The organism is Micromonospora sp. RHAY321, assembly GCF_023896955.1.
In the GTDB taxonomy this organism is placed as follows: Bacteria; Actinomycetota; Actinomycetes; order Mycobacteriales; family Micromonosporaceae; genus Micromonospora.
In genome coordinates, this window is sequence record NZ_JAMHIW010000003.1 from 303,395 (window position 1) to 320,216 (window position 16,822).

The following is a 16,822-nucleotide window of genomic DNA, read 5'->3' on the forward strand; positions in this document are numbered from 1 at the left end:
AGCCACAGGAGGAGGTGCCCGTGCCGGACGCGGACGAACTGGTCGCCGAGGCGCTCGCGGCGGTGCGCGGCACCGACGTACGCCAGGCCGAACGACAGCTGGACCGTCTGATGGTCGGCACCGGTACGGCGGACGGCACCGCGGCGGTGGACCTGGCGCTGCTGCGTCGCCTGGTCCGCGGCGTGGGGCGACTCTGGCCACGCGGCTGGCAACCCGCCGACCTGGACCGCCTCACCACCCGGCGGCTCGGCCCCCGCCACGCCCGGCTGGTCCGAGACGCGATGGCCGGCCAGCGGCGCGAGCAGCCCGGGCCGGTCCCGGCCTGGTGGGACGAGCAGCTACGCGAGCTGGCCGCCGAGGTCTGGTGGGACGACGACCGGGCCGTGCTGGCCGGCTGGTCCGCCCGGGAAGGGCTGGACCGGGTCGACGCGCTGCGCGCGGCGGTGGACGCCCTCGTGCTGGTGGAGAGCCTGCCGCCGATCGCGGTACTGCGCCCGCCACCCGGCACGGCGGGTGCGGCGACCGCCCGCCGACCGGCCGGCGGTGCCAGTCGCAGCGGGTCGGGGATGCTCGACCGCGTACGGGCGCTGCTGGCCAAGGCCGAGTCGACGACCTTCCCGGCCGAGGCGGAGGCGTTGACCGGCAAGGCGCAGGAGCTGATCGCCCGGCACAGCATCGACGAGGCGCTGCTCGCCGCCGGGGCCGAGCGCGGCGACGTGCCCGGCGGGGTGCGCCTGGGCACCGACGCCCCGTACGCGGGGGCCAAGGCCCTGCTGGTGCAGGAGGTGGCGACGGCGAACCGATGCGAGGCGGTCTGGTCCGACGACCTCGGTTTCGCCACCGTGCTGGGCTGGCCGGCCGACCTGGTGGCCGTGGAGCTGCTGTACACCTCTCTGCTGGTCCAGGCCACCGCCGCGATGCTGCGCGGACGCGCCGAGCGGCGGCCGGGGGCCGGCCGGCGGACCCGGGTCTGGGACGAGTCGTTCCTCAACGCGTTCGCGCTGCGGATCGGCGAGCGGCTGCGGGCGACCACCGAGGCGGCGGACCAGGCGGCGGCCGAGACGGCCGGTCCCGAGCGGCTGCTGCCGGTGCTCGCGGCGCGCGGCGAGGCGGTCCGGGAGCGGCTGGACACGCTCTTTCCCGGTGTCACCCGGCACCGGCTCAGCGTCCGCGACGCCGAGGGCTGGTCGTCCGGCACCTCGGCGGCGGACCGGGCGTCACTGGACGTCGGCGGGAAGCGGCCGCCACCCCGACAGGTGCCCGGCCGGCCGGACCCGCGCTGACCGACCCGGCGTGGGACCGCCACGACCCGGGAATTTCTGCGATTTTCTTCGGTACACGGTAGGGAACGGGGTTCTGGCTCCGACCCTCCGGTGGAACCGCACCCCGACCGGGGTGCGACCAGGACCCGAGGAGCATCGCCGTGAAGTACATGCTGCTGATCTGGAACCGCCCGGGCTTCACCGAGGAGCTGACCGAGCGGGAGCGCACCGCCCTGTTCGGCGAGGTCGACGAGATCATGAAGGAGCTGACCGAGACCGGCGAGCTGGTCGGCGGCCAGGCACTGGCCAACCCGTCGCAGACGCTGACTGTCCGGCTCGCGGGCGGCCACCCGGAGGTCGTCGACGGGCCGTTCATGGAGAGCAAGGAGCAGTTCGCCGGCTATCTGACCGTCGACTGCGCCAGCCCGCAGCGGGCCGCGGAGATCGCCGCCCGCTGGCCCGACGTGCGCTTCGGCGGCGCCATGGAGGTCCGCCCGATCATGGATGACGCCGGGACGGAGATGTGACCGACGACCGGACGGTCGAGGACCTGCTGCGCACACTCGCGCCGCAGGTCCTCGGCCTGCTGGTCCGCCGGCACGGGCAGTTCGACCGGTGCGAGGACGCCGTCCAGGAGGCCCTGCTGGCTGCCGCGACGCAGTGGCCCGGGCAGGGCGTGCCGGACAACCCCCGCGCGTGGCTGCTCACCGTCGCCACCCGCCGCCTCACCGACGAGTGGCGCAGCGAGCGCGCCCGCCGGGACCGCGAGGTGGCGGTGGCGCTGCGCGAGCCGGCGTACGCCGGGGTGGCACCGGCGGCCGACGCGGAGCCGGCAGTGGCGGACGCCGACGACACGCTCACCCTGCTCTTCCTCTGCTGCCACCCGGCGCTGGCCCCCGAGGCGCAGGTGGCGCTCACCCTGCGCGCGGTCGGCGGTCTCAGCACCGCCCAGATCGCCCGGGCCCACCTGGTGCCGGAGGCGACGATGAGCCAGCGGATCCGCCGGGCCAAACAGCGGATCGAGGTCGCCGGCGCCCGTTTCACCATGCCCGCACCCGGCGAGCGCAACGAGCGGTTGCGGACGGTGCTTCGGGTGCTCTACCTGATCTTCAACGAGGGGTACACCGCGTCCAGCGGTCCGGACCTGCACCGGGCGGAGCTGACCGGCGAGGCGATCCGACTGGCCCGCATCCTGCACGGACTGCTGCCCGACGAGGGCGAGGTCGCCGGGCTGCTGGCGCTGATGCTGCTCACCGACGCCCACCGGGCCGCCCGGGTGGGTGCGGACGGCGAATTGGTGCCGCTGACCGAGCAGGACCGCGGCCGGTGGGACCGGACGGCCATCGCGGCCGGGATCACGCTGATCACCGAGGCGCTGACCTGGTCGCCGCCCGGCCCGTACCAGCTCCAGGCGGCGATCGCCGCGGTGCACGCCGAGGCGCCGACGGCGGCGGCCACGGACTGGCCGCAGATCGTCGCGCTGTACCGGCTGCTCGCCCGGATCGCGCCGAACCCGATGGTCACCCTCAACCAGGCGGTGGCGGTCGCCATGGTGGACGGGCCACGGGCCGGGCTCGCCCTCCTCACGCCCCTGGACGCCGACGAGCGCACCGCCGGGCACCACCGGCTCGCCGCGGTCCGGGCCCACCTGCTGGAGCTGGCCGGGGAGTTCGGGGCGGCGCGGGACGCGTACCTGGCGGCGGCGCGGGGCACCACCAGCCTGCCCGAGCAGCGGTACCTGGAGTTGCGGGCCGCCCGACTGGCGGCGCAGCGATGAGCTCGGGCGGTCGCCGGAGTCGACCTGGCATGGGAATGGTGAGCAGTCAGTTGTCGATCTCGCTGGACGGGTACGTGGCCGGGCCGGACCAGAGCCGGCAGGATCCGCTGGGCCGCGGCGGGCTGCGGTTGCACGAGTGGTTCTTGGGCCTGGACAGCTGGCGGGCGCAGCACGGGTTGTCCGGCGGCGAGCGGGGTGTCGACGCCGACCTGGTCGACGAGCTGACCCGTGACGTGGGGGCGTACGTGATGGGCCGACGGATGTTCGGCGGCGGGGACGGCGACTGGGACGAGAGCTGGCACGGCTGGTGGGGCGACGACCCACCGTTCCACACCCCTGTCTTCGTGCTCAGCCACCATCGCCGGGCGCCGCTGCTGATGCGGGGCGGCACCGAGTTCCGGTTCGTCAGCGACGGGATCGAGTCGGCGCTGCGGCAGGCCCGGGAGGCCGCGGGTGACCGGCAGGTGTCGATCGCGGGCGGCGCGAGCACGGTCCGGCAGTACCTGGCCGCCGAGCTGATCGACACCCTGGATCTGCACCTGGTGCCTGTCGTGCTCGGGGCCGGTGAACGGCTCTTCGACGGGATCGCGCCGCGGCTGGAGCAGGTGGCGGTGGTGGCCGGACCGACCGTGGCCCACCTGCGCTACCGCGTCCTGCGCTGACCGGGTCACCGGCCCCGGTCGCCGCGAGACGACCGGGGCCGGCACTGGGCCAACGGTCGGTCAGACCGGCGGGTCGACGGCCGCGCAGGTGGTGCCCGGCCGGGGCACCACCACGCTGGTCAGGTAGCGGTCGACGGCGCCGCCCACGCACGGGCTGGTGGTGTAGCTGCCGTGCCCCCATCCCTCGTAAGTGAGCAGCAGGCCGTGGTCGCCCAACTGCCGCGCCACGTTCGTGGCCCAGTTGTAGCCGCTGGCCGGGTCGTGCCGGGTGGCCGCGAGCAGCAGCGGCACATCGGTGCGGACCCGGAGGCGGTGCTGCGGGTTGGCGACCGGCGTCGGGGTGCCCAGGCAGGTGACGAGAGCGAACAGGGCCGGTGCGTAGCGCAGGTCGGGCGCGAGGCGGGCCACTCGGCGCAGGTGTCCGGCGTACTCACGGTAGTCGCGGACGGGCAGGCTCCAGTCCTGGCAGAAGACCGCGAACGGGTACGGCGCCACGGCGTCGCCCGTTGACCGTTCGACCGGTGCGACGGCGCTCGGCGTTGCGGCGGCGTCCAGGGAGGCGATCCACCCCGCCAGCTTCGGCCACCGTGGATCGTAGAGCTCCCGGTGGGCGAGCCGACTCAGCTCGAAGGGCGTCAGCACGACCGAGGGTCGGGCCGGGTCGGTGAGCAAGCCACGCTCGGCGCGGGCGTGCAGCCCGGCCCACACGGAACGGACGTCCCGCCCGTGCAGCGCGCAGGCGGCGGTCCGGTCGCACCACGCGACGAACTCGTCGAACGAGTCCTCGCCGGTGACGGCCTGGGTGTCCAGGAAGGCGCTGGTGCCGAGGCTGTGGTCCACCGTCGACTCCAGCACCATGGCCCGGACGCGGTGCGGGTACAGCTCGGCGTACCGGGTGCCGAGCAGCGTCCCGTACGAGCTGCCGTGGAAGGTCAGCCGCCGCTCACCGAGCGCGGCGCGGACCGCGTCGAGGTCGCGGGCGGCGCTGGTCGTGTCGACGTGGTCGTAGAGCGGGCCGGTGCGGGCCCGGCAGTCGGCCCGCAGCAGCGCGTTGCCGGCCAGCGTGGTGTCGAACTGGGCCTGGTCGGTCAGCAGTTGTGGTTGCCGGGCGAGCAGGTCCTTCGAGCAGACCACGGGGTGGCTACGCCCGGTGCCGCGCGGGTCGAAGCTGACGATGTCGAACTGTCGGCGCAGGTCGGCGCTGAACCGGGAACTGCCGGCCACCACCCGGTCGACGCCGCTGTCGCCCGGCCCACCGGGGCCGAACACCAGCGTTCCGGTCCGGGCGGACGGGTCGGTGGCGACCCGGCGGGCCAGCGCCAGGTCGAACCGCTCACCCCCGGGCCGGCGCCAGTCGATTGGGAGCGACAGGGTGCCGCACTCGGCGGTGGCGTCGCCGGCGCAGGGCTGCCAGTCGATGCTCGGGAGCGGTCGTGGTCGGGCGTTGGCCGGGCTCGCCGGCGTCAGTCCGGTGGCCGCGACGGCCAGGGCGACCGCCCACCCGACGGCGGATTTGCGTACGCGCAGCATGAGGTGCTGTCCTCTCCTCGAAGGAGCGTCACGGGAGAAACTCGCCCATCGGGCGAGGTGGTGCTGCTTCCACCCGGGCCGTCGAGTAGCCGCTCGACGGCCCGGGGTCTCTGGCCCACGGGGATCAGTCGACCTCGCGCAGGACGCGTTCGAGCGTGGTCATCCGGGTCTCCATTCCGCCGAGCCGGCCGTCGAGCGCGGCGAGCAGGCGGGCGTTCTCCGCCTGCGCCTGCGCGGCCGTCTCGGCGAGCCGGCGGTAGTCGTCGGCGCGGGCTCCGTCGAACCGGGCCCGTCGGGTCTTGGCCAGCTGGACGACGGTCACCGCGAACACGGTGATCAGCAGGGCGAAGATGCCGATCGCGCCGACCACCTCGGTCCAGTCGTGTTCGCTCATTCCGGTCACCGGTCCGCTCCGGGCTGCTCGGCCGAGTCGGGGACGGTCAGTGTCTCGACCGCCTCCGCGATGACCTGGGGGGTGAGTGTGAGCACGAACGGCTCCACCTCGTAGTAGTTCATGGCCTTTCCGTCCTCCGACAACTCCAGGCGGGCGGTGACCAGCCCGGCCGCCGCCAGCTTCCGTAGGTGGACCTGCAACAGCGCCCGGCTGATGCCCAGTTGCCGGGCCAGCCCGCTGACGTAGGCACGCTCCCGGGCCAGCGCGGCGACGACCCGCAGCCGGTGCGGGTTGGCCAGGGTGGCCAGCACCCGGACCAGGTCGTCGCCGGTCGGCGGCGGAGCGCCACTCATAACCAGCCCTTGCACATGCCAACAGAAGTTAGCGGGTGGCGCACAGGGAGGCCAGGGATGCCGGGCCGGATCAGGGGGATCTCAGGGTCGCCGGACGGATGCGGACAGACAGCACGCCGGGCCGGTGATCGATCACCGGCCCGGCGTGGGAGTGCGTCGTACGTCAGCTCTTGAAGGCGTCCTTGATCTTCTCGCCTGCCTGCTTGAGCTTGGCGCCAGCCTGGTCGTTGCGACCCTCGGCCTCGAGGCGCTCGTTGTCGGTGGCCCGACCGGCGCCTTCCTTGATCTTGCCGGCCGCGTCCTCGCTGGCATTGTTGATCTTGTCGTCGATACCCATGTGCCAACCTCCATTGCGAGTGTCGCTACAGGATCAGCAGTACCCCCACGGTCGGCCGCTCAACCATTTCCAGGGGACTCCGACCTCACCGTGGGTCACCGTCTCCACAACGGTCCGGTTGCTGGCTGTACCGACCAGGGCGAGAGTTCGGGCAGGTCAGGCGGCCGGGCGGAACCGGCGCAGGCGCAGGCTGTTGGCCACCACGAAGACCGAGGAGAGGGCCATCGTGGCGCCGGCGATCATCGGGTTGAGCAGCCCGGCGGCGGCCAGCGGCAGGGCCGCCACGTTGTATCCGAACGCCCAGAACAGGTTGCCCCGGATGATGCCGAGCGTGCGTCGGGACAACCGGATGGCGTCCACCGCGGCGTCCAGATCGCCGCGGACCAGCGTGAGGTCGGACGCCTCGATCGCCACATCGGTGCCGGTACCCATGGCGAGACCCAGGTCGGCCTGGGCCAGCGCCGGAGCGTCGTTGACCCCGTCGCCGACCATCGCCACCGACCGGCCCTCGGCCTGGAGCCGCTTGACCACGTCGACCTTGCCGGCCGGCAGCACCTCGGCGATCACCTCGTCCACGCCCACCTCGGCGGCGACCGCCCGGGCCACGGTGGTGTTGTCCCCGGTCAGCAGCACCGGGGTGAGCCCCAGGGCGCGCAGCCGGGCCACGGCCGCCCGGCTGGTCGGCCGAACCACGTCGGCGACCGCGAGCACGCCCCGCGCCCGCCCGTCCCAGCCGGCGACGATCGCCGTCCGGCCGCCGGCCTCCGCGTCGGCGACGGCCCGCTGGACCTCCGGCGGCACGTCGAGCCCGCGCTCCCGCAGCAGCCGGAGCCGGCCGACCAGCACGGACCGCCCCTCGACCGTGCCGGTGACACCCAGCCCTTCGAGGTTGGCGAAGCCGGTCACCGGGGGCAACGTCTCCGTCTCGGCGGCGCCCGCGGCGACCGCCCGGGCGATCGGGTGCTCGGAGGCTGCCTCCACCGCCCCGGCGAGCCGGAGCAGCTCGGCGCGGTCCGCACCGGCCGCCGGCAGCACGTCCACCAGCGTCATCCGGCCCGTCGTCACGGTGCCGGTCTTGTCCAGCACCACCGTGTCCACCCGGCGGGTCGACTCCAGCACCTCAGGTCCCTTGATCAGCACGCCGAGCTGGGCGCCCCTGCCGGTCCCGACGAGCAGCGCGGTCGGCGTGGCCAGGCCGAGTGCGCACGGGCAGGCGATGATCAGCACGGCCACCGCGGCGGTGAACGCGGCGGTCGGCCCGGCACCGGTGCCGAGCCACCAGCCGAGGGTGCCCACGGCCAGCGTGATCACGATCGGCACGAAGACGCCCGAGATCCGGTCCGCCAGCCGCTGCACGGCCGCCTTGCCGCTCTGCGCCTGCTCCACCAGGTCGGCCATCCGGGCGAGCTGGGTGTCCGCTCCGACCCGGGTGGCGGTGACGACCAGCCGGCCACCCGCGTTGATCGTGGCGCCCACCACCCCGTCGCCCGGGCCGACCTCGACCGGCACCGACTCGCCGGTGAGCATGCTGGCGTCGACGGCCGAGGTGCCCTCGTCCACCACCCCGTCGGTCGCGATCTTCTCGCCGGGGCGGACCACGAACCGGTCACCGACGGCGAGCCGATCCACCGGGATCCGGGTCTCCACTCCGTCCCGCAGCACCGCCACCTCCTTGGCGCCGAGTTCGAGCAGGGCGCGCAGGGCGGCGCCGGCGGTCCGCTTGGATCGGGCCTCGAAGTAGCGGCCGGCCAGGATGAACACCGTCACCCCGGCGGCCGCCTCCAGGTAGATGTTGCCGGCGCCGTCGGTGCGGGTGATGTCGAAGCGGAACGGGTGCGTCATCCCGGGCATCCCGGCGTCGCCGAGGAAGAGCGCCCAGAGCGACCACCCGAAGGCGGCGAGCGTGCCCAGCGACACCAGGGTGTCCATGGTCGCCGCGCCGTGCCGCAGGTTGGTCCAGGCCGCCCGGTGGAAGGGCAGCCCGCCCCAGACCACCACCGGGGCGGCCAGGGTCAGCGACAGCCACTGCCAGTAGTCGAACTGCCAGGCCGGCACCATGGCCAGCAGGACCACCGGCACGCTGAGCGCCACCGACACCCAGAGCCGGGTACGCGGCCCGCGCAGCGCGTCCACCGGCTCCTCGGCGGCGGCCGGCGGGGACGGCAGCGCGGCCGTGTAGCCGGTCTTCTGCACCGTGTCGATCAGGTCGTCGGGCGTGACGCCGGCGTCGTACCGGACGGTGGCCTTCTCGGTGGCGTAGTTGACCGTGGCGCTGACCCCGTCCATCCGGTTCAGCTTCTTCTCGATCCGGGCGGCACAGGCGGCGCAGGTCATCCCGCTGATCGCCAGCTCGATGCGGTTCGGTGCCTCGGGCAGCGGTCTGCTGCTGGTGGTGGTCATCGTCACGTCCCGTCAGTTGTGCCCGTGCCCGGGCGTGCCGTGGTCGGCGCCGCCGGTCGGTGCGGGTCCGCTCTGGGTGGGCGCGGTCGTCGGCGTACCGGCCGTTGGCGTGCCGGCCACGACGGTGAACTCGGCGGTGTGCACCGCTCCGCCGTGCCGGAAGTCGAGATAGAGCCGGTAGCTGCCGGCCGAGGGCACCTCGGCGAGGAAGGTGACGGCCGGGCCGGGGCGGGTGCGCCCGTCGCCGGGTGTCCCGTCCGGGTGCACGTGCAGGTACGCGAGGTCGCCCCGGCGCAGCGCCACCAGGTGCCCGTACGCGCCCAGGTAGGGCTCCAGGTCGGTGACCGGCTGCCCGTCCCGGCTGATGGTCAGGGTGAGCGGTGAGGTGCGGCCCGGCTGCGGCGTGCCGGTCAGGGTGACCGTGTAGCCGTCGACGGTGGTGCTGCTCGCCGGGGCGGGCAGCGGTCGCTCGGTCAGCGCTCCGGGAACGGTCACGTCCACCCCGAGGGTCAGCGGCTCACCCCCGGTCGGGGTGAAGTCGGCGAACGCCCGCCACTGCCCGGGGCCGACCAGCGGGCTGGCGACCCGCCAGGTGCCGTCCGGGGCGAGGTCGGGGTGCACGTGCCGGAAACCGGAGAGGTCCCGCCGGGCGACGATGAGGTGCATCCGCTTGTCGTGCGCCACGTCGTAGCGGGTCACCGGGCGGCCGTCCGGCCCGCCGATCCGGAAGGCGAACTCGCCGGCCGGCGCGGCGACCGGTTCGAGGGTGTAGCCCCGGTCGGAGACGAGCAAGCCACCGGGGATCCGGTCGACCGACTCGTCGTGCTCCCCGGGATCGCTCGCGCCCGGCTCGTGGGCGGCTCCGCCGTCGTGCCGGCTCTCGGCGACCGGGGCGGCGGGACCGGCCACCTGGCCGATCCCGTACGCCGCGCCGAAGACCGCCGCGAGGCCGAGGGCGAACCCGCCGAGTCTGGTCACCGTGTTCATGCCGGCCTCCCGTGCTCAGGCGTCGACGAGGTCGTAGCCGGCCTCGTCGACGGCGGCCCGGACGCTGTCCACGTCCAGCGGCTGGTCGCTGGTGACGGTGACCCGGCCGCTGGCCAGGTCGACCTGGACGTCGCTGACCCCGGCGATGGCGCCCACCTCGGCGCTGACCGCGCTGACGCAGTGCCCACAGGTCATGCCCTGCACCTGGTACGTCGTGTTGACCATCGGACTGATCTCCCCTCTGCCACCTCCGAGCCTATACCCCCGGGGGGTAACTCGGAGACGAACCTCTGCCCATGTCACTTACCGGTACCCGGTGGGGGTATCCCGGCAGAGACGACCGTACCATACCCCCTAGGGGTAAGCTATCCTGGTTCTCATGACCGCACCCACCCCGATCCGCGGGTACACCGCCAGCAAGGACCAGCTGCTCACGCGGCTCCGCCGTGTCGAGGGGCAGGTCCGGGGCATCGAGAAGATGGTCGACGAGGACCGCTACTGCATCGACGTGCTCACCCAGATCTCCGCGATCCAGGCCGCACTCGACAAGGTGGCGTTGGGCCTGCTCGACGGGCACGCCCGGCACTGCATGCACGAGGGAGCGGCCGAGGGCCGGGCCGACGAGATGGCCACCGAGATGATGGCGGCGGTCGGCCGGCTGATGAAGCGCGGCTGAGGGCTCTCAGTCGCGCCCCGGGTCGAGGCGCACCCGGCGCAGCAACTGGGCGTTGAGCGCCACCACGATGGTGGACGCGGACATCAGCACGGCCGCCAGCGCCGGGCTCAACGCCACCCCGGCCCAGGCGAACACCCCGGCGGCCAGCGGCAGCGCCACCACGTTGTAGCCCGCCGCCCAGGCCAGGTTCTGCCGCATCTTGCCGTACGACGCCCGCGACAGCCGGACCACGGCGGCGACCCCGCGCGGATCCGACGACGCCAGCACCACCCCGGCGGACTCGATCGCCACATCGGTGCCCGCCCCGATCGCGATACCCACGTCGGCGCGGGCCAACGCCGGCGCGTCGTTCACCCCGTCGCCGACCATCGCCACCGACAGCCCGCGCCGCTGCAGTTCGGTCACCCGGTCGTCCTTCTCCGCCGGCAGCACCTCGGCGAAGACCTCGTCGACGCCCGCACGGAAGCCGAGGTCGGCGGCGACCGACTCCGCCACCGAGCGGGCATCCCCAGTGATCATGGCGATGGTCCGGACGCCCTCGGCGCGCAGCTCGGCAATCGCCTGGCGAGCCTCCGGACGCACCTCGTCGGTCAGCGCGAACGCGGCGAGCACCGCGTCCGGCAGCCGCACCAGGTGCAGCACGGCGGCACCCCGCGCCGACCACGGCCCGGTCGCCGCGTCCAACCCGGCCGGCAGCGGCAGGTCCAACTCCCGTAGCAGCGCCGGCCCGCCCACCGCGTACTCCGTACCGTCGACGGTGGCCTGCACACCCCGGCCGGGCATCGACCGGAACCCGGCGGCCCGGGCCGGGCCGGCGTCACCGGCCGCCGCCACGATCGCCCGGGCCAGGGGATGCTCGCTGTCGGACTCCACGCCGGCCGCGATCCGCAGCACCTCGTCCCGCTCGACGCCGGGCACCGTCGCCACGTCGGTGACCACGTGCTCGCCCCGGGTCAGCGTGCCGGTCTTGTCGAAGAGCACGGCGGCCACGGTCCGCATCCGCTCCAGCGCCAGCCGGTCCTTGACCAGGATCCCGGACCGCGCGGCCAGCGCGGTGGAGAGCGCCACGACGAGCGGGATGGCCAGACCCAGCGCGTGCGGGCAGGCGATCACCAGGACGGTCACCGCACGGACCACGGCCTCGTCCGGCTCGCCCAGCGCGGTCCAGACCAGCACGGTCAGCACCGCGGTGCCCGTGGCCAGGTAGAACAGCGCGGCGGCGAACCGGTCGGCCAGCAACTGCGCCCGCCCGCCGGAGCGCTGCGCCTGCGCGACCATCCGCTGGATGCCGGCGAGCGCGGTCTGCTCACCGAGCGCCTCGACGCGGACCCGGACCGCCGAGTCGGTGACCACGGTGCCGGCCACCACCCGGTCCCCTGCCGATCGGGCGACCGGACGCGACTCCCCAGTGATCATCGACTCGTCCAGCTCGGCGCTGCCGTCGACGATCCGGCCGTCGGCCGGCACCCGGCCCCCCGGCCGGACCAGCACCACATCGCCGACCCTCAGTCCGGTCACCGGTACGGCCTCGACCCGCCTCTCCGCCGTCACCCGCTCCGCCTCGTCCGGCAGCAGCGCGGCGAGCGCCGCCAGCGCACCCCGGGCCTGCCCGATGGCCTTCATCTCCTGCCAGTGCCCGAGCAGCATGATGGTGACCAGCGCGGCCAGCTCCCACCAGAAGTCCAGGTCGAAGGCGCCCAGGCTGGTGGCCAGCGACGCAGCGTAGGCGACGGATATCGCCATCGCGACCAGCAGCATCATCCCCGGCGCGCGGTCCCGCACCTCGCGGACAGCACCGACCAGGAACGGCCAACCGCCCCACCAGAACACCACCGATCCGAGTACCGGCCCGACCCAGGAGCGCCCCGGAGCGTCCAGCCGAAGGCCGAGCCGGTCCAGCACCAGGTGGCTCGTCAGCACCACCGGCACGGTGAGCACCAGGCAGACCCAGAACCGACGGCGGAACATCGCCGGATCGTGCCCGGCGTGCTTGTCATGCCCGGCGTGCCCCGCGTGCGACTTCGGGCCGGCGGAGTCGGTGTGCTGCTGGTGGCCGCCGTGGCGGTCGGGGTCGGGCGGTGACGGAGCGGACATGGCTCCAACATGCCGGTCCGGTCACCGCCGCGCGGGCGGTTCGACCGCGCGACACTCCGCCACGACCTGCGTCCACGGGTCGGGCTGGTTAGCATCTCCCACGATGGCCCTCCGGACATTGCCGCGCAGTCGGGCATCGGTGTCGCCGAGACATGGCGTCACCGCCAGCCGGCCGAGCCCGGCACTCACCGTCGGTGATCAGGCCGTCGCGCTCCAGCGATCCGTCGTGTCCGTCGCCGCGTTCCCGCGGCGACGGTGAACCGACCGGCCCGCCGGCACGTACCCCGCACCGGATCGTTGGGAGTCTCACATTGGGTTCCGACCACAGCCGTTCGGCTCCGTCCGCCCCACCCCGGGTACGACGGATCCTCATCGCGACGGTGGTACCGCTCTTCGTCGCCACCGTGCTCGCCGCGGTGGTGCTCTGGCCACGCGACGGGTCACCGCAGACCTCCGCCGGCACCGACGTGCCGCGCTACCACGGCACGGTCACCCGCGTGGTTACCGAGCCGTGCCCGCCGGCGGCACCGGGCCCGGAGGGCACCCCGGATGTCGGGGACGGGCCGTGCGGCACGGTCGACATCCGGGTGGCCGACGGGCCGGCCGCCGGCCAGCAGGTCCAGACCCCGGTGCCGGACGGACCGGGCGCACCGCGCGTCGAGGTCGGCGACGAGATCGTCCTGGTCGAGCTGACCGATCCCACCGATCCGACCGCCAGCAGTTGGAACATCGCCGAGCACCAGCGGGGCACGTCACTGATCTGGCTGGCGGTGGTGTTCGCCGCCGCGATCGTCGCGTTCGGCAGGTGGCGGGGCCTGGCCGCGCTGGGCGGGCTGGCCGCCAGCTTCGCCATCCTGCTCACCTTCGTGCTGCCGGGGATCGGCGCCGGCCGATCACCCCTGCTGGTGGCGGTGGTCGGTGCCGCCCTGATCATGTTCGTGGTGCTCTACCTGACACACGGGGTCACCGCGCAGACCTCGGTCGCGGTGCTCGGCACCCTGGGCAGCCTGGTGCTGACCGGCGTGCTCGCCACCATCGCCACCGCCGCCACCCACCTCACCGGTTTCGGCAGCGAGGACGCCACCACCCTGTCGATGTTCCAGGCCAACGTCGATCTGCACGGGCTGCTGCTCGCCGGGATCATCATCGGCTCGCTCGGGGTGCTCGACGACGTGACGGTCACCCAGGCGGCCACCGTCACCGAGCTGGCGAACGCCAACCCGGAGCTGACCCGGTTGCAGCTCTACCGGGCGGCCACCCGGGTGGGCCGGGCGCACATCGCCTCCACCGTCAACACCATCGTGCTGGCGTACGCGGGCGCCTCGCTGCCGCTGTTGCTCCTGCTGACCGCCGACACGCGGCCGATCGAACAGATCCTCACCAGCGAGTTCCTCGCACAGGAGATCGTCCGCAGCGCGGTCGCCACGCTCGGCCTGATCGCCGCCGTACCGCTGACCACCGGCCTGGCCGCCGTGGTGACCGCGGCCGGCGCGGCCGGTAACACGCCGGTCGCCGACCCGCCCGCCGGACGACCCAGGCCCGATCGCGCGGAGGCACTGGCGGCACTCAGCTCCCCCCGCACGGGTCGACAGGACCCGACCGGACCGGATCCGGCGGGGGCCACACCCTCATCCACCGCCACCGACCGGTGGCCCGAGCCCGACAGGAGCACGGATACGGCATGGTGACACTCCTCAGCGTGACGAGGTGGGGCATCCGCCCTGAGAACCGCGTCACTGGTCACTCAACGCCATGGCGAAATGACGCTTTTAGTCGGCATCAGGACGTAGCTCAGCCGGTCGCCTCTCGGGTAACCTCGCTGCCGGTCACCGCCGAAGGCGCGACGCAGCGCCTGCGGTGCCACCGCCCAATCGCCAGCCGGCGAGCCGGGGACCCAGGTATGTGGGGTGAATCCGCGTCAGCGGTAGGGGCCACTTCCGCCCCGAACCCGTCAGCTAACCCGGTCGGCGGTCGACGGAAGGGAATACTGTGACGGCACCCCTACGCCGCTGGTTGACGCCCGTGGTGGCCGTGATCGCCGCACTGACCGTGCTCGCCGGCCCCCTCCCGGCCCACGCCGCCCCGACGACCCCCACCCCGTCCGGGCACGAAGAGGACGGCGAGCCCAAGCTGCTCAACGACGTCATCGAGAAGGCCAACCGCGACTACTCCGCCGCCAAGTCCAAACTGGACAAGTCCAAGAAGCGGCAGCTGGAGCTGGCGCTGGAGGTCGACAAGGCCAATGCCGAGCTGGAGGCGCTTGCCCCCCAGGTCGGGCAGATCGCCTCCCAGTCGTACCGGACCGGCCGGATCGGCGCCATTGCCATGTTGCTGGAGAGCGACGCCCCGGACTCGTTCGTCCAGCGCGCGGCGGTGCTCGACGAGATGAACATGGTCAACGAGAAGAAGCTCTCCGAGGTCAACGCGGTGAAGTCGCGCGCCGAGCAGGCCAAGCTGGCCCTCGACGCGGAGGTCCGCGAGCAGCAGAAGCAGACGGCCCTCATGGCGAAGGAAAAGCGCGACGCCGACAAGGCGCTCGCCCTGGTCGGTGGGAAGGGTTTCACCGGCGGGCTGGTGTCGGCGACCTCGCCGGTCGCCCGGCTCGGCCCGGGCCGGACCTCCGACGGTGACTGGAAGTCCGAGTCGTGCAGCGAGAACGACCCCACCACCTCCGGCTGCGTCACGCCGCGCACGCTGCACGCGTACAAGGAGGTCAAGCGGGCCGGCTTCAACCGGTTCGTCGGCTGCTACCGCTCCGGCGGGCCGTGGGAGCACCCGAAGGGTCGCGCCTGCGACTGGTCGTTGCAGAAGAGCGGCTTCAGCCCCTGGCACAACGAGGACACCCGGACGTACGGCAACAACGTGGCCGCGTTCCTCATCCGCAACGCCGACCGACTCGGCATCTACTACGTGATCTGGAACCGGCAGATCTGGTTCCCGGCGACCGGCTGGAAGTCGTACAGCGGGCCGTCGAATCACACTGACCACGTACACATGTCGATGCTCTGACCCGCGTGCCCAACCGTCGAAGGGCCGTCCCGCGTCGCGGGGCGGCCCTCGTCGCGTCAGGCGGCGGCCGGGCCGGGTGCGGTCGGTACGTCGAGCGGCGTGGCGCCGGCCGGCACCGCGGTCACCGGGCGCACCGCTCCGGCGGCGAGCCGGTACGACATCCCCACGACCGCGCACCGGCCCCGCACCACCTCGGCCGCCAGCACGGGCGACTGGGCCAGCAGCGTCTCGACGGTCTGTGCGATGTGGATGTCGACGATGCCGTCGACGTCGTCGATCCCGTCGGCGGCGGCGCGGCGCAGACTGGGCAGCACGGCGTCGACCACGGCACCCAGGTGCCCCTGGGGCGACGTGCCTGTGGTGACCGCTTCCCGGGCCGCCTGGACCGCACCGCACGAGTCATGGCCGAGCACCACCACCAGTGGGGTGCCGAGCACGGTCACGGCGTACTCCACGCTGCCCAGGACCTCGGGGCCGGCCGTGTGCCCGGCCGTGCGGACCACGAAGAGATCGCCCAGCCCCCGGTCGAAGATGATCTCGGCGGCCAACCGGGAGTCGGAGCAGCCTACGATCACCGCGAACGGGTGCTGTCCGTCGGCGACCGCAGCGCGGTGCCCGGCGTCCTGGTTGGGGTGGCGCGGGGCGCCGTTGACGAAGCGCCGGTTACCGGCGGCCAGCTCGGCGTACGCCCGAGCCGGCTCGCTGATCGCCGGCGCCCGGCCGGTGGTCCGCTGCGGCCCCGGCTGTCCGCCGGGTGTACCGGTACGATCCATCCCCGCACCTCGTCTCACGCGTTTGACCTGCTCAACAGGGCTTTCAGCCGGGCCGGCGGTGGGCGGCGGCTCGGCTCCACCGTCACACGCAGCGCAAGACGCGTCAAGATATGCGTGATATAGATTTCATACGTTGGCCCCGCTCCGGCGCTCCGGCGACGCCCGGCGGCGGGGTGGACAACCCGGAGAGGCGGTCAGACGATGGCGGGCACGACGGCAGGTGACACCGGCGGCGGCCGGAACTGGACGTTCCTCACCAACCACGGGCACGTCCTGCTGGCCATCGCCCGCGACCCCACCGCACGGCTGCGCGACGTGGCCGCCGAGGTGGGCGTGACCGAGCGGGCGGCACAGGCGATCGTCGCGGACCTGGAGGCGGGGGGCTACCTGCACCGCACCCGGGTCGGGCGGCGCAACGAATACACCCTCAACCCGGCCGGCCGGTTCCGGCACCCCGCCGAAGCCGACCGTCAGGTCGGCGATCTCCTCGCGCTCTTCGCCGACACACCCGCCGAGGCGGCCGCCCGCCCGTCCTGAGCGGGTCGCCGGGCCGCAGCGCGCGGCGGCA

17 protein-coding genes and 1 riboswitch are annotated in these 16,822 nt (G+C 73.6%); of the genes, 8 read left to right on the forward strand and 9 right to left on the reverse strand.

The window, feature by feature from the left end; genetic code table 11:
- The first annotated feature begins 20 nt into the window (after nucleotides 1–20).
- The 4 genes from M8C17_RS09495 to M8C17_RS09510 all read left to right on the forward strand — a co-directional run bounded on the left by M8C17_RS09495 (nucleotide 21) and on the right by M8C17_RS09510 (nucleotide 3,701).
- Nucleotides 21–1,283 (forward strand): DUF2786 domain-containing protein, encoded by a 1,263-nt coding sequence (locus M8C17_RS09495; protein ID WP_252416035.1) that lies wholly within the window; start codon nucleotides 21–23, stop codon nucleotides 1,281–1,283.
- 149 nt (nucleotides 1,284–1,432) lie between these two features.
- Nucleotides 1,433–1,789 carry a YciI family protein gene (locus M8C17_RS09500; RefSeq protein ID WP_252416333.1) on the forward strand — a complete coding sequence of 119 codons (357 nt, stop codon included), beginning with the start codon at nucleotides 1,433–1,435 and terminating at the stop codon, nucleotides 1,787–1,789.
- Nucleotides 1,786–3,039 carry an RNA polymerase sigma factor gene (locus M8C17_RS09505; protein WP_252416036.1) on the forward strand — a complete coding sequence of 418 codons (1,254 nt, stop codon included), beginning with the start codon at nucleotides 1,786–1,788 and terminating at the stop codon, nucleotides 3,037–3,039. The genes M8C17_RS09500 and M8C17_RS09505 overlap by 4 nt, the downstream gene beginning before the upstream one ends.
- Nucleotides 3,040–3,074: 35 nt before the next feature.
- Nucleotides 3,075–3,701: a dihydrofolate reductase family protein gene (locus M8C17_RS09510; RefSeq protein WP_252416334.1), complete on the forward strand. Its 627-nt coding sequence runs from the start codon at nucleotides 3,075–3,077 to the stop codon at nucleotides 3,699–3,701.
- Nucleotides 3,702–3,761: 60 nt separating this feature from the next.
- Here M8C17_RS09510 and M8C17_RS09515 read toward each other — a convergent pair whose 3' ends face one another.
- From M8C17_RS09515 to M8C17_RS09545, 7 genes are all read right to left on the reverse strand, one after another.
- Nucleotides 3,762–5,231 carry an alpha/beta hydrolase gene (locus M8C17_RS09515; protein WP_252416037.1) on the reverse strand — a complete coding sequence of 490 codons (1,470 nt, stop codon included), beginning with the start codon at nucleotides 5,229–5,231 and terminating at the stop codon, nucleotides 3,762–3,764.
- A gap of 124 nt (nucleotides 5,232–5,355) precedes the next feature.
- Nucleotides 5,356–5,625, reverse strand: coding sequence for a hypothetical protein (locus M8C17_RS09520; protein ID WP_252416038.1), 270 nt, complete (start codon nucleotides 5,623–5,625; stop codon nucleotides 5,356–5,358).
- Nucleotides 5,626–5,630: 5 nt separating this feature from the next.
- Entirely contained in the window at nucleotides 5,631–5,978 is a 348-nt protein-coding gene (locus M8C17_RS09525; RefSeq protein ID WP_252416039.1) for an ArsR family transcriptional regulator, read from the reverse strand.
- 163 nt (nucleotides 5,979–6,141) lie between these two features.
- Complete coding sequence (locus M8C17_RS09530) at nucleotides 6,142–6,315, reverse strand: CsbD family protein (protein ID WP_252416040.1); 174 nt, start codon at nucleotides 6,313–6,315, stop codon at nucleotides 6,142–6,144.
- A 156-nt stretch (nucleotides 6,316–6,471) separates the two neighbouring features.
- Nucleotides 6,472–8,715: a cation-translocating P-type ATPase gene (locus M8C17_RS09535; protein WP_252416041.1), complete on the reverse strand. Its 2,244-nt coding sequence runs from the start codon at nucleotides 8,713–8,715 to the stop codon at nucleotides 6,472–6,474.
- A gap of 12 nt (nucleotides 8,716–8,727) precedes the next feature.
- A complete protein-coding gene (locus M8C17_RS09540; protein WP_252416042.1) occupies nucleotides 8,728–9,702 on the reverse strand; it encodes a DUF748 domain-containing protein in 975 nt (324 codons plus the stop codon).
- A gap of 15 nt (nucleotides 9,703–9,717) precedes the next feature.
- Nucleotides 9,718–9,927, reverse strand: a complete 210-nt coding sequence (locus M8C17_RS09545; RefSeq protein ID WP_252416043.1) for a heavy-metal-associated domain-containing protein — start codon at nucleotides 9,925–9,927, stop codon at nucleotides 9,718–9,720.
- 154 nt (nucleotides 9,928–10,081) lie between these two features.
- Here M8C17_RS09545 and M8C17_RS09550 point away from each other — a divergent pair, with 154 nt between their 5' ends.
- A complete protein-coding gene (locus tag M8C17_RS09550) occupies nucleotides 10,082–10,378 on the forward strand; it encodes a metal-sensitive transcriptional regulator (protein WP_252416044.1) in 297 nt (98 codons plus the stop codon).
- A 6-nt stretch (nucleotides 10,379–10,384) separates the two neighbouring features.
- Here M8C17_RS09550 and M8C17_RS09555 read toward each other — a convergent pair whose 3' ends face one another.
- Entirely contained in the window at nucleotides 10,385–12,472 is a 2,088-nt protein-coding gene (locus tag M8C17_RS09555) for a copper-translocating P-type ATPase (RefSeq protein WP_252416045.1), read from the reverse strand.
- 311 nt (nucleotides 12,473–12,783) lie between these two features.
- On the opposite strand from M8C17_RS09555, the gene M8C17_RS09560 reads away from it, so the two are divergent.
- Nucleotides 12,784–14,160, forward strand: a complete 1,377-nt coding sequence (locus M8C17_RS09560) for a YibE/F family protein (RefSeq protein WP_252416046.1) — start codon at nucleotides 12,784–12,786, stop codon at nucleotides 14,158–14,160.
- 166 nt (nucleotides 14,161–14,326) lie between these two features.
- Nucleotides 14,327–14,458: riboswitch (cyclic di-AMP (ydaO/yuaA leader) on the forward strand.
- A gap of 3 nt (nucleotides 14,459–14,461) precedes the next feature.
- Nucleotides 14,462–15,481, forward strand: a complete 1,020-nt coding sequence (locus M8C17_RS09565) for a hypothetical protein (RefSeq protein WP_252416047.1) — start codon at nucleotides 14,462–14,464, stop codon at nucleotides 15,479–15,481.
- Nucleotides 15,482–15,537: 56 nt separating this feature from the next.
- On the opposite strand, the gene M8C17_RS09570 is transcribed toward M8C17_RS09565, so the two are convergent.
- Nucleotides 15,538–16,254 carry a carbonic anhydrase gene (locus M8C17_RS09570; protein ID WP_252416048.1) on the reverse strand — a complete coding sequence of 239 codons (717 nt, stop codon included), beginning with the start codon at nucleotides 16,252–16,254 and terminating at the stop codon, nucleotides 15,538–15,540.
- Between the two features lie 201 nt (nucleotides 16,255–16,455).
- Here M8C17_RS09570 and M8C17_RS09575 point away from each other — a divergent pair, with 201 nt between their 5' ends.
- Nucleotides 16,456–16,791, forward strand: a complete 336-nt coding sequence (locus tag M8C17_RS09575; protein WP_252416049.1) for a helix-turn-helix domain-containing protein — start codon at nucleotides 16,456–16,458, stop codon at nucleotides 16,789–16,791.
- Nucleotides 16,792–16,822: the final 31 nt, after the last annotated feature.

Excerpts from the sequence above, each read along its gene's own strand:
- M8C17_RS09525 (WP_252416039.1), bottom strand. The coding sequence starts at position 5,978 with ATGAGTGGCGCTCCGCCGCCGACCGGCGACGACCTGGTCCGGGTGCTG.
- M8C17_RS09510 (WP_252416334.1), top strand. The coding sequence starts at position 3,075 with ATGGTGAGCAGTCAGTTGTCGATCTCGCTGGACGGGTACGTGGCCGGG.
- M8C17_RS09500 (WP_252416333.1), top strand. The coding sequence starts at position 1,433 with ATGCTGCTGATCTGGAACCGCCCGGGCTTCACCGAGGAGCTGACCGAG.
- M8C17_RS09545 (WP_252416043.1), bottom strand. The coding sequence starts at position 9,927 with ATGGTCAACACGACGTACCAGGTGCAGGGCATGACCTGTGGGCACTGC.
- M8C17_RS09555 (WP_252416045.1), bottom strand. The coding sequence starts at position 12,472 with ATGTCCGCTCCGTCACCGCCCGACCCCGACCGCCACGGCGGCCACCAG.
- M8C17_RS09520 (WP_252416038.1), bottom strand. The coding sequence starts at position 5,625 with ATGAGCGAACACGACTGGACCGAGGTGGTCGGCGCGATCGGCATCTTC.
- M8C17_RS09515 (WP_252416037.1), bottom strand. The coding sequence starts at position 5,231 with ATGCTGCGCGTACGCAAATCCGCCGTCGGGTGGGCGGTCGCCCTGGCC.
- M8C17_RS09540 (WP_252416042.1), bottom strand. The coding sequence starts at position 9,702 with ATGAACACGGTGACCAGACTCGGCGGGTTCGCCCTCGGCCTCGCGGCG.
- M8C17_RS09530 (WP_252416040.1), bottom strand. The coding sequence starts at position 6,315 with ATGGGTATCGACGACAAGATCAACAATGCCAGCGAGGACGCGGCCGGC.
- M8C17_RS09535 (WP_252416041.1), bottom strand. The coding sequence starts at position 8,715 with ATGACCACCACCAGCAGCAGACCGCTGCCCGAGGCACCGAACCGCATC.
- M8C17_RS09575 (WP_252416049.1), top strand. The coding sequence starts at position 16,456 with ATGGCGGGCACGACGGCAGGTGACACCGGCGGCGGCCGGAACTGGACG.
- M8C17_RS09570 (WP_252416048.1), bottom strand. The coding sequence starts at position 16,254 with ATGGATCGTACCGGTACACCCGGCGGACAGCCGGGGCCGCAGCGGACC.
- M8C17_RS09550 (WP_252416044.1), top strand. The coding sequence starts at position 10,082 with ATGACCGCACCCACCCCGATCCGCGGGTACACCGCCAGCAAGGACCAG.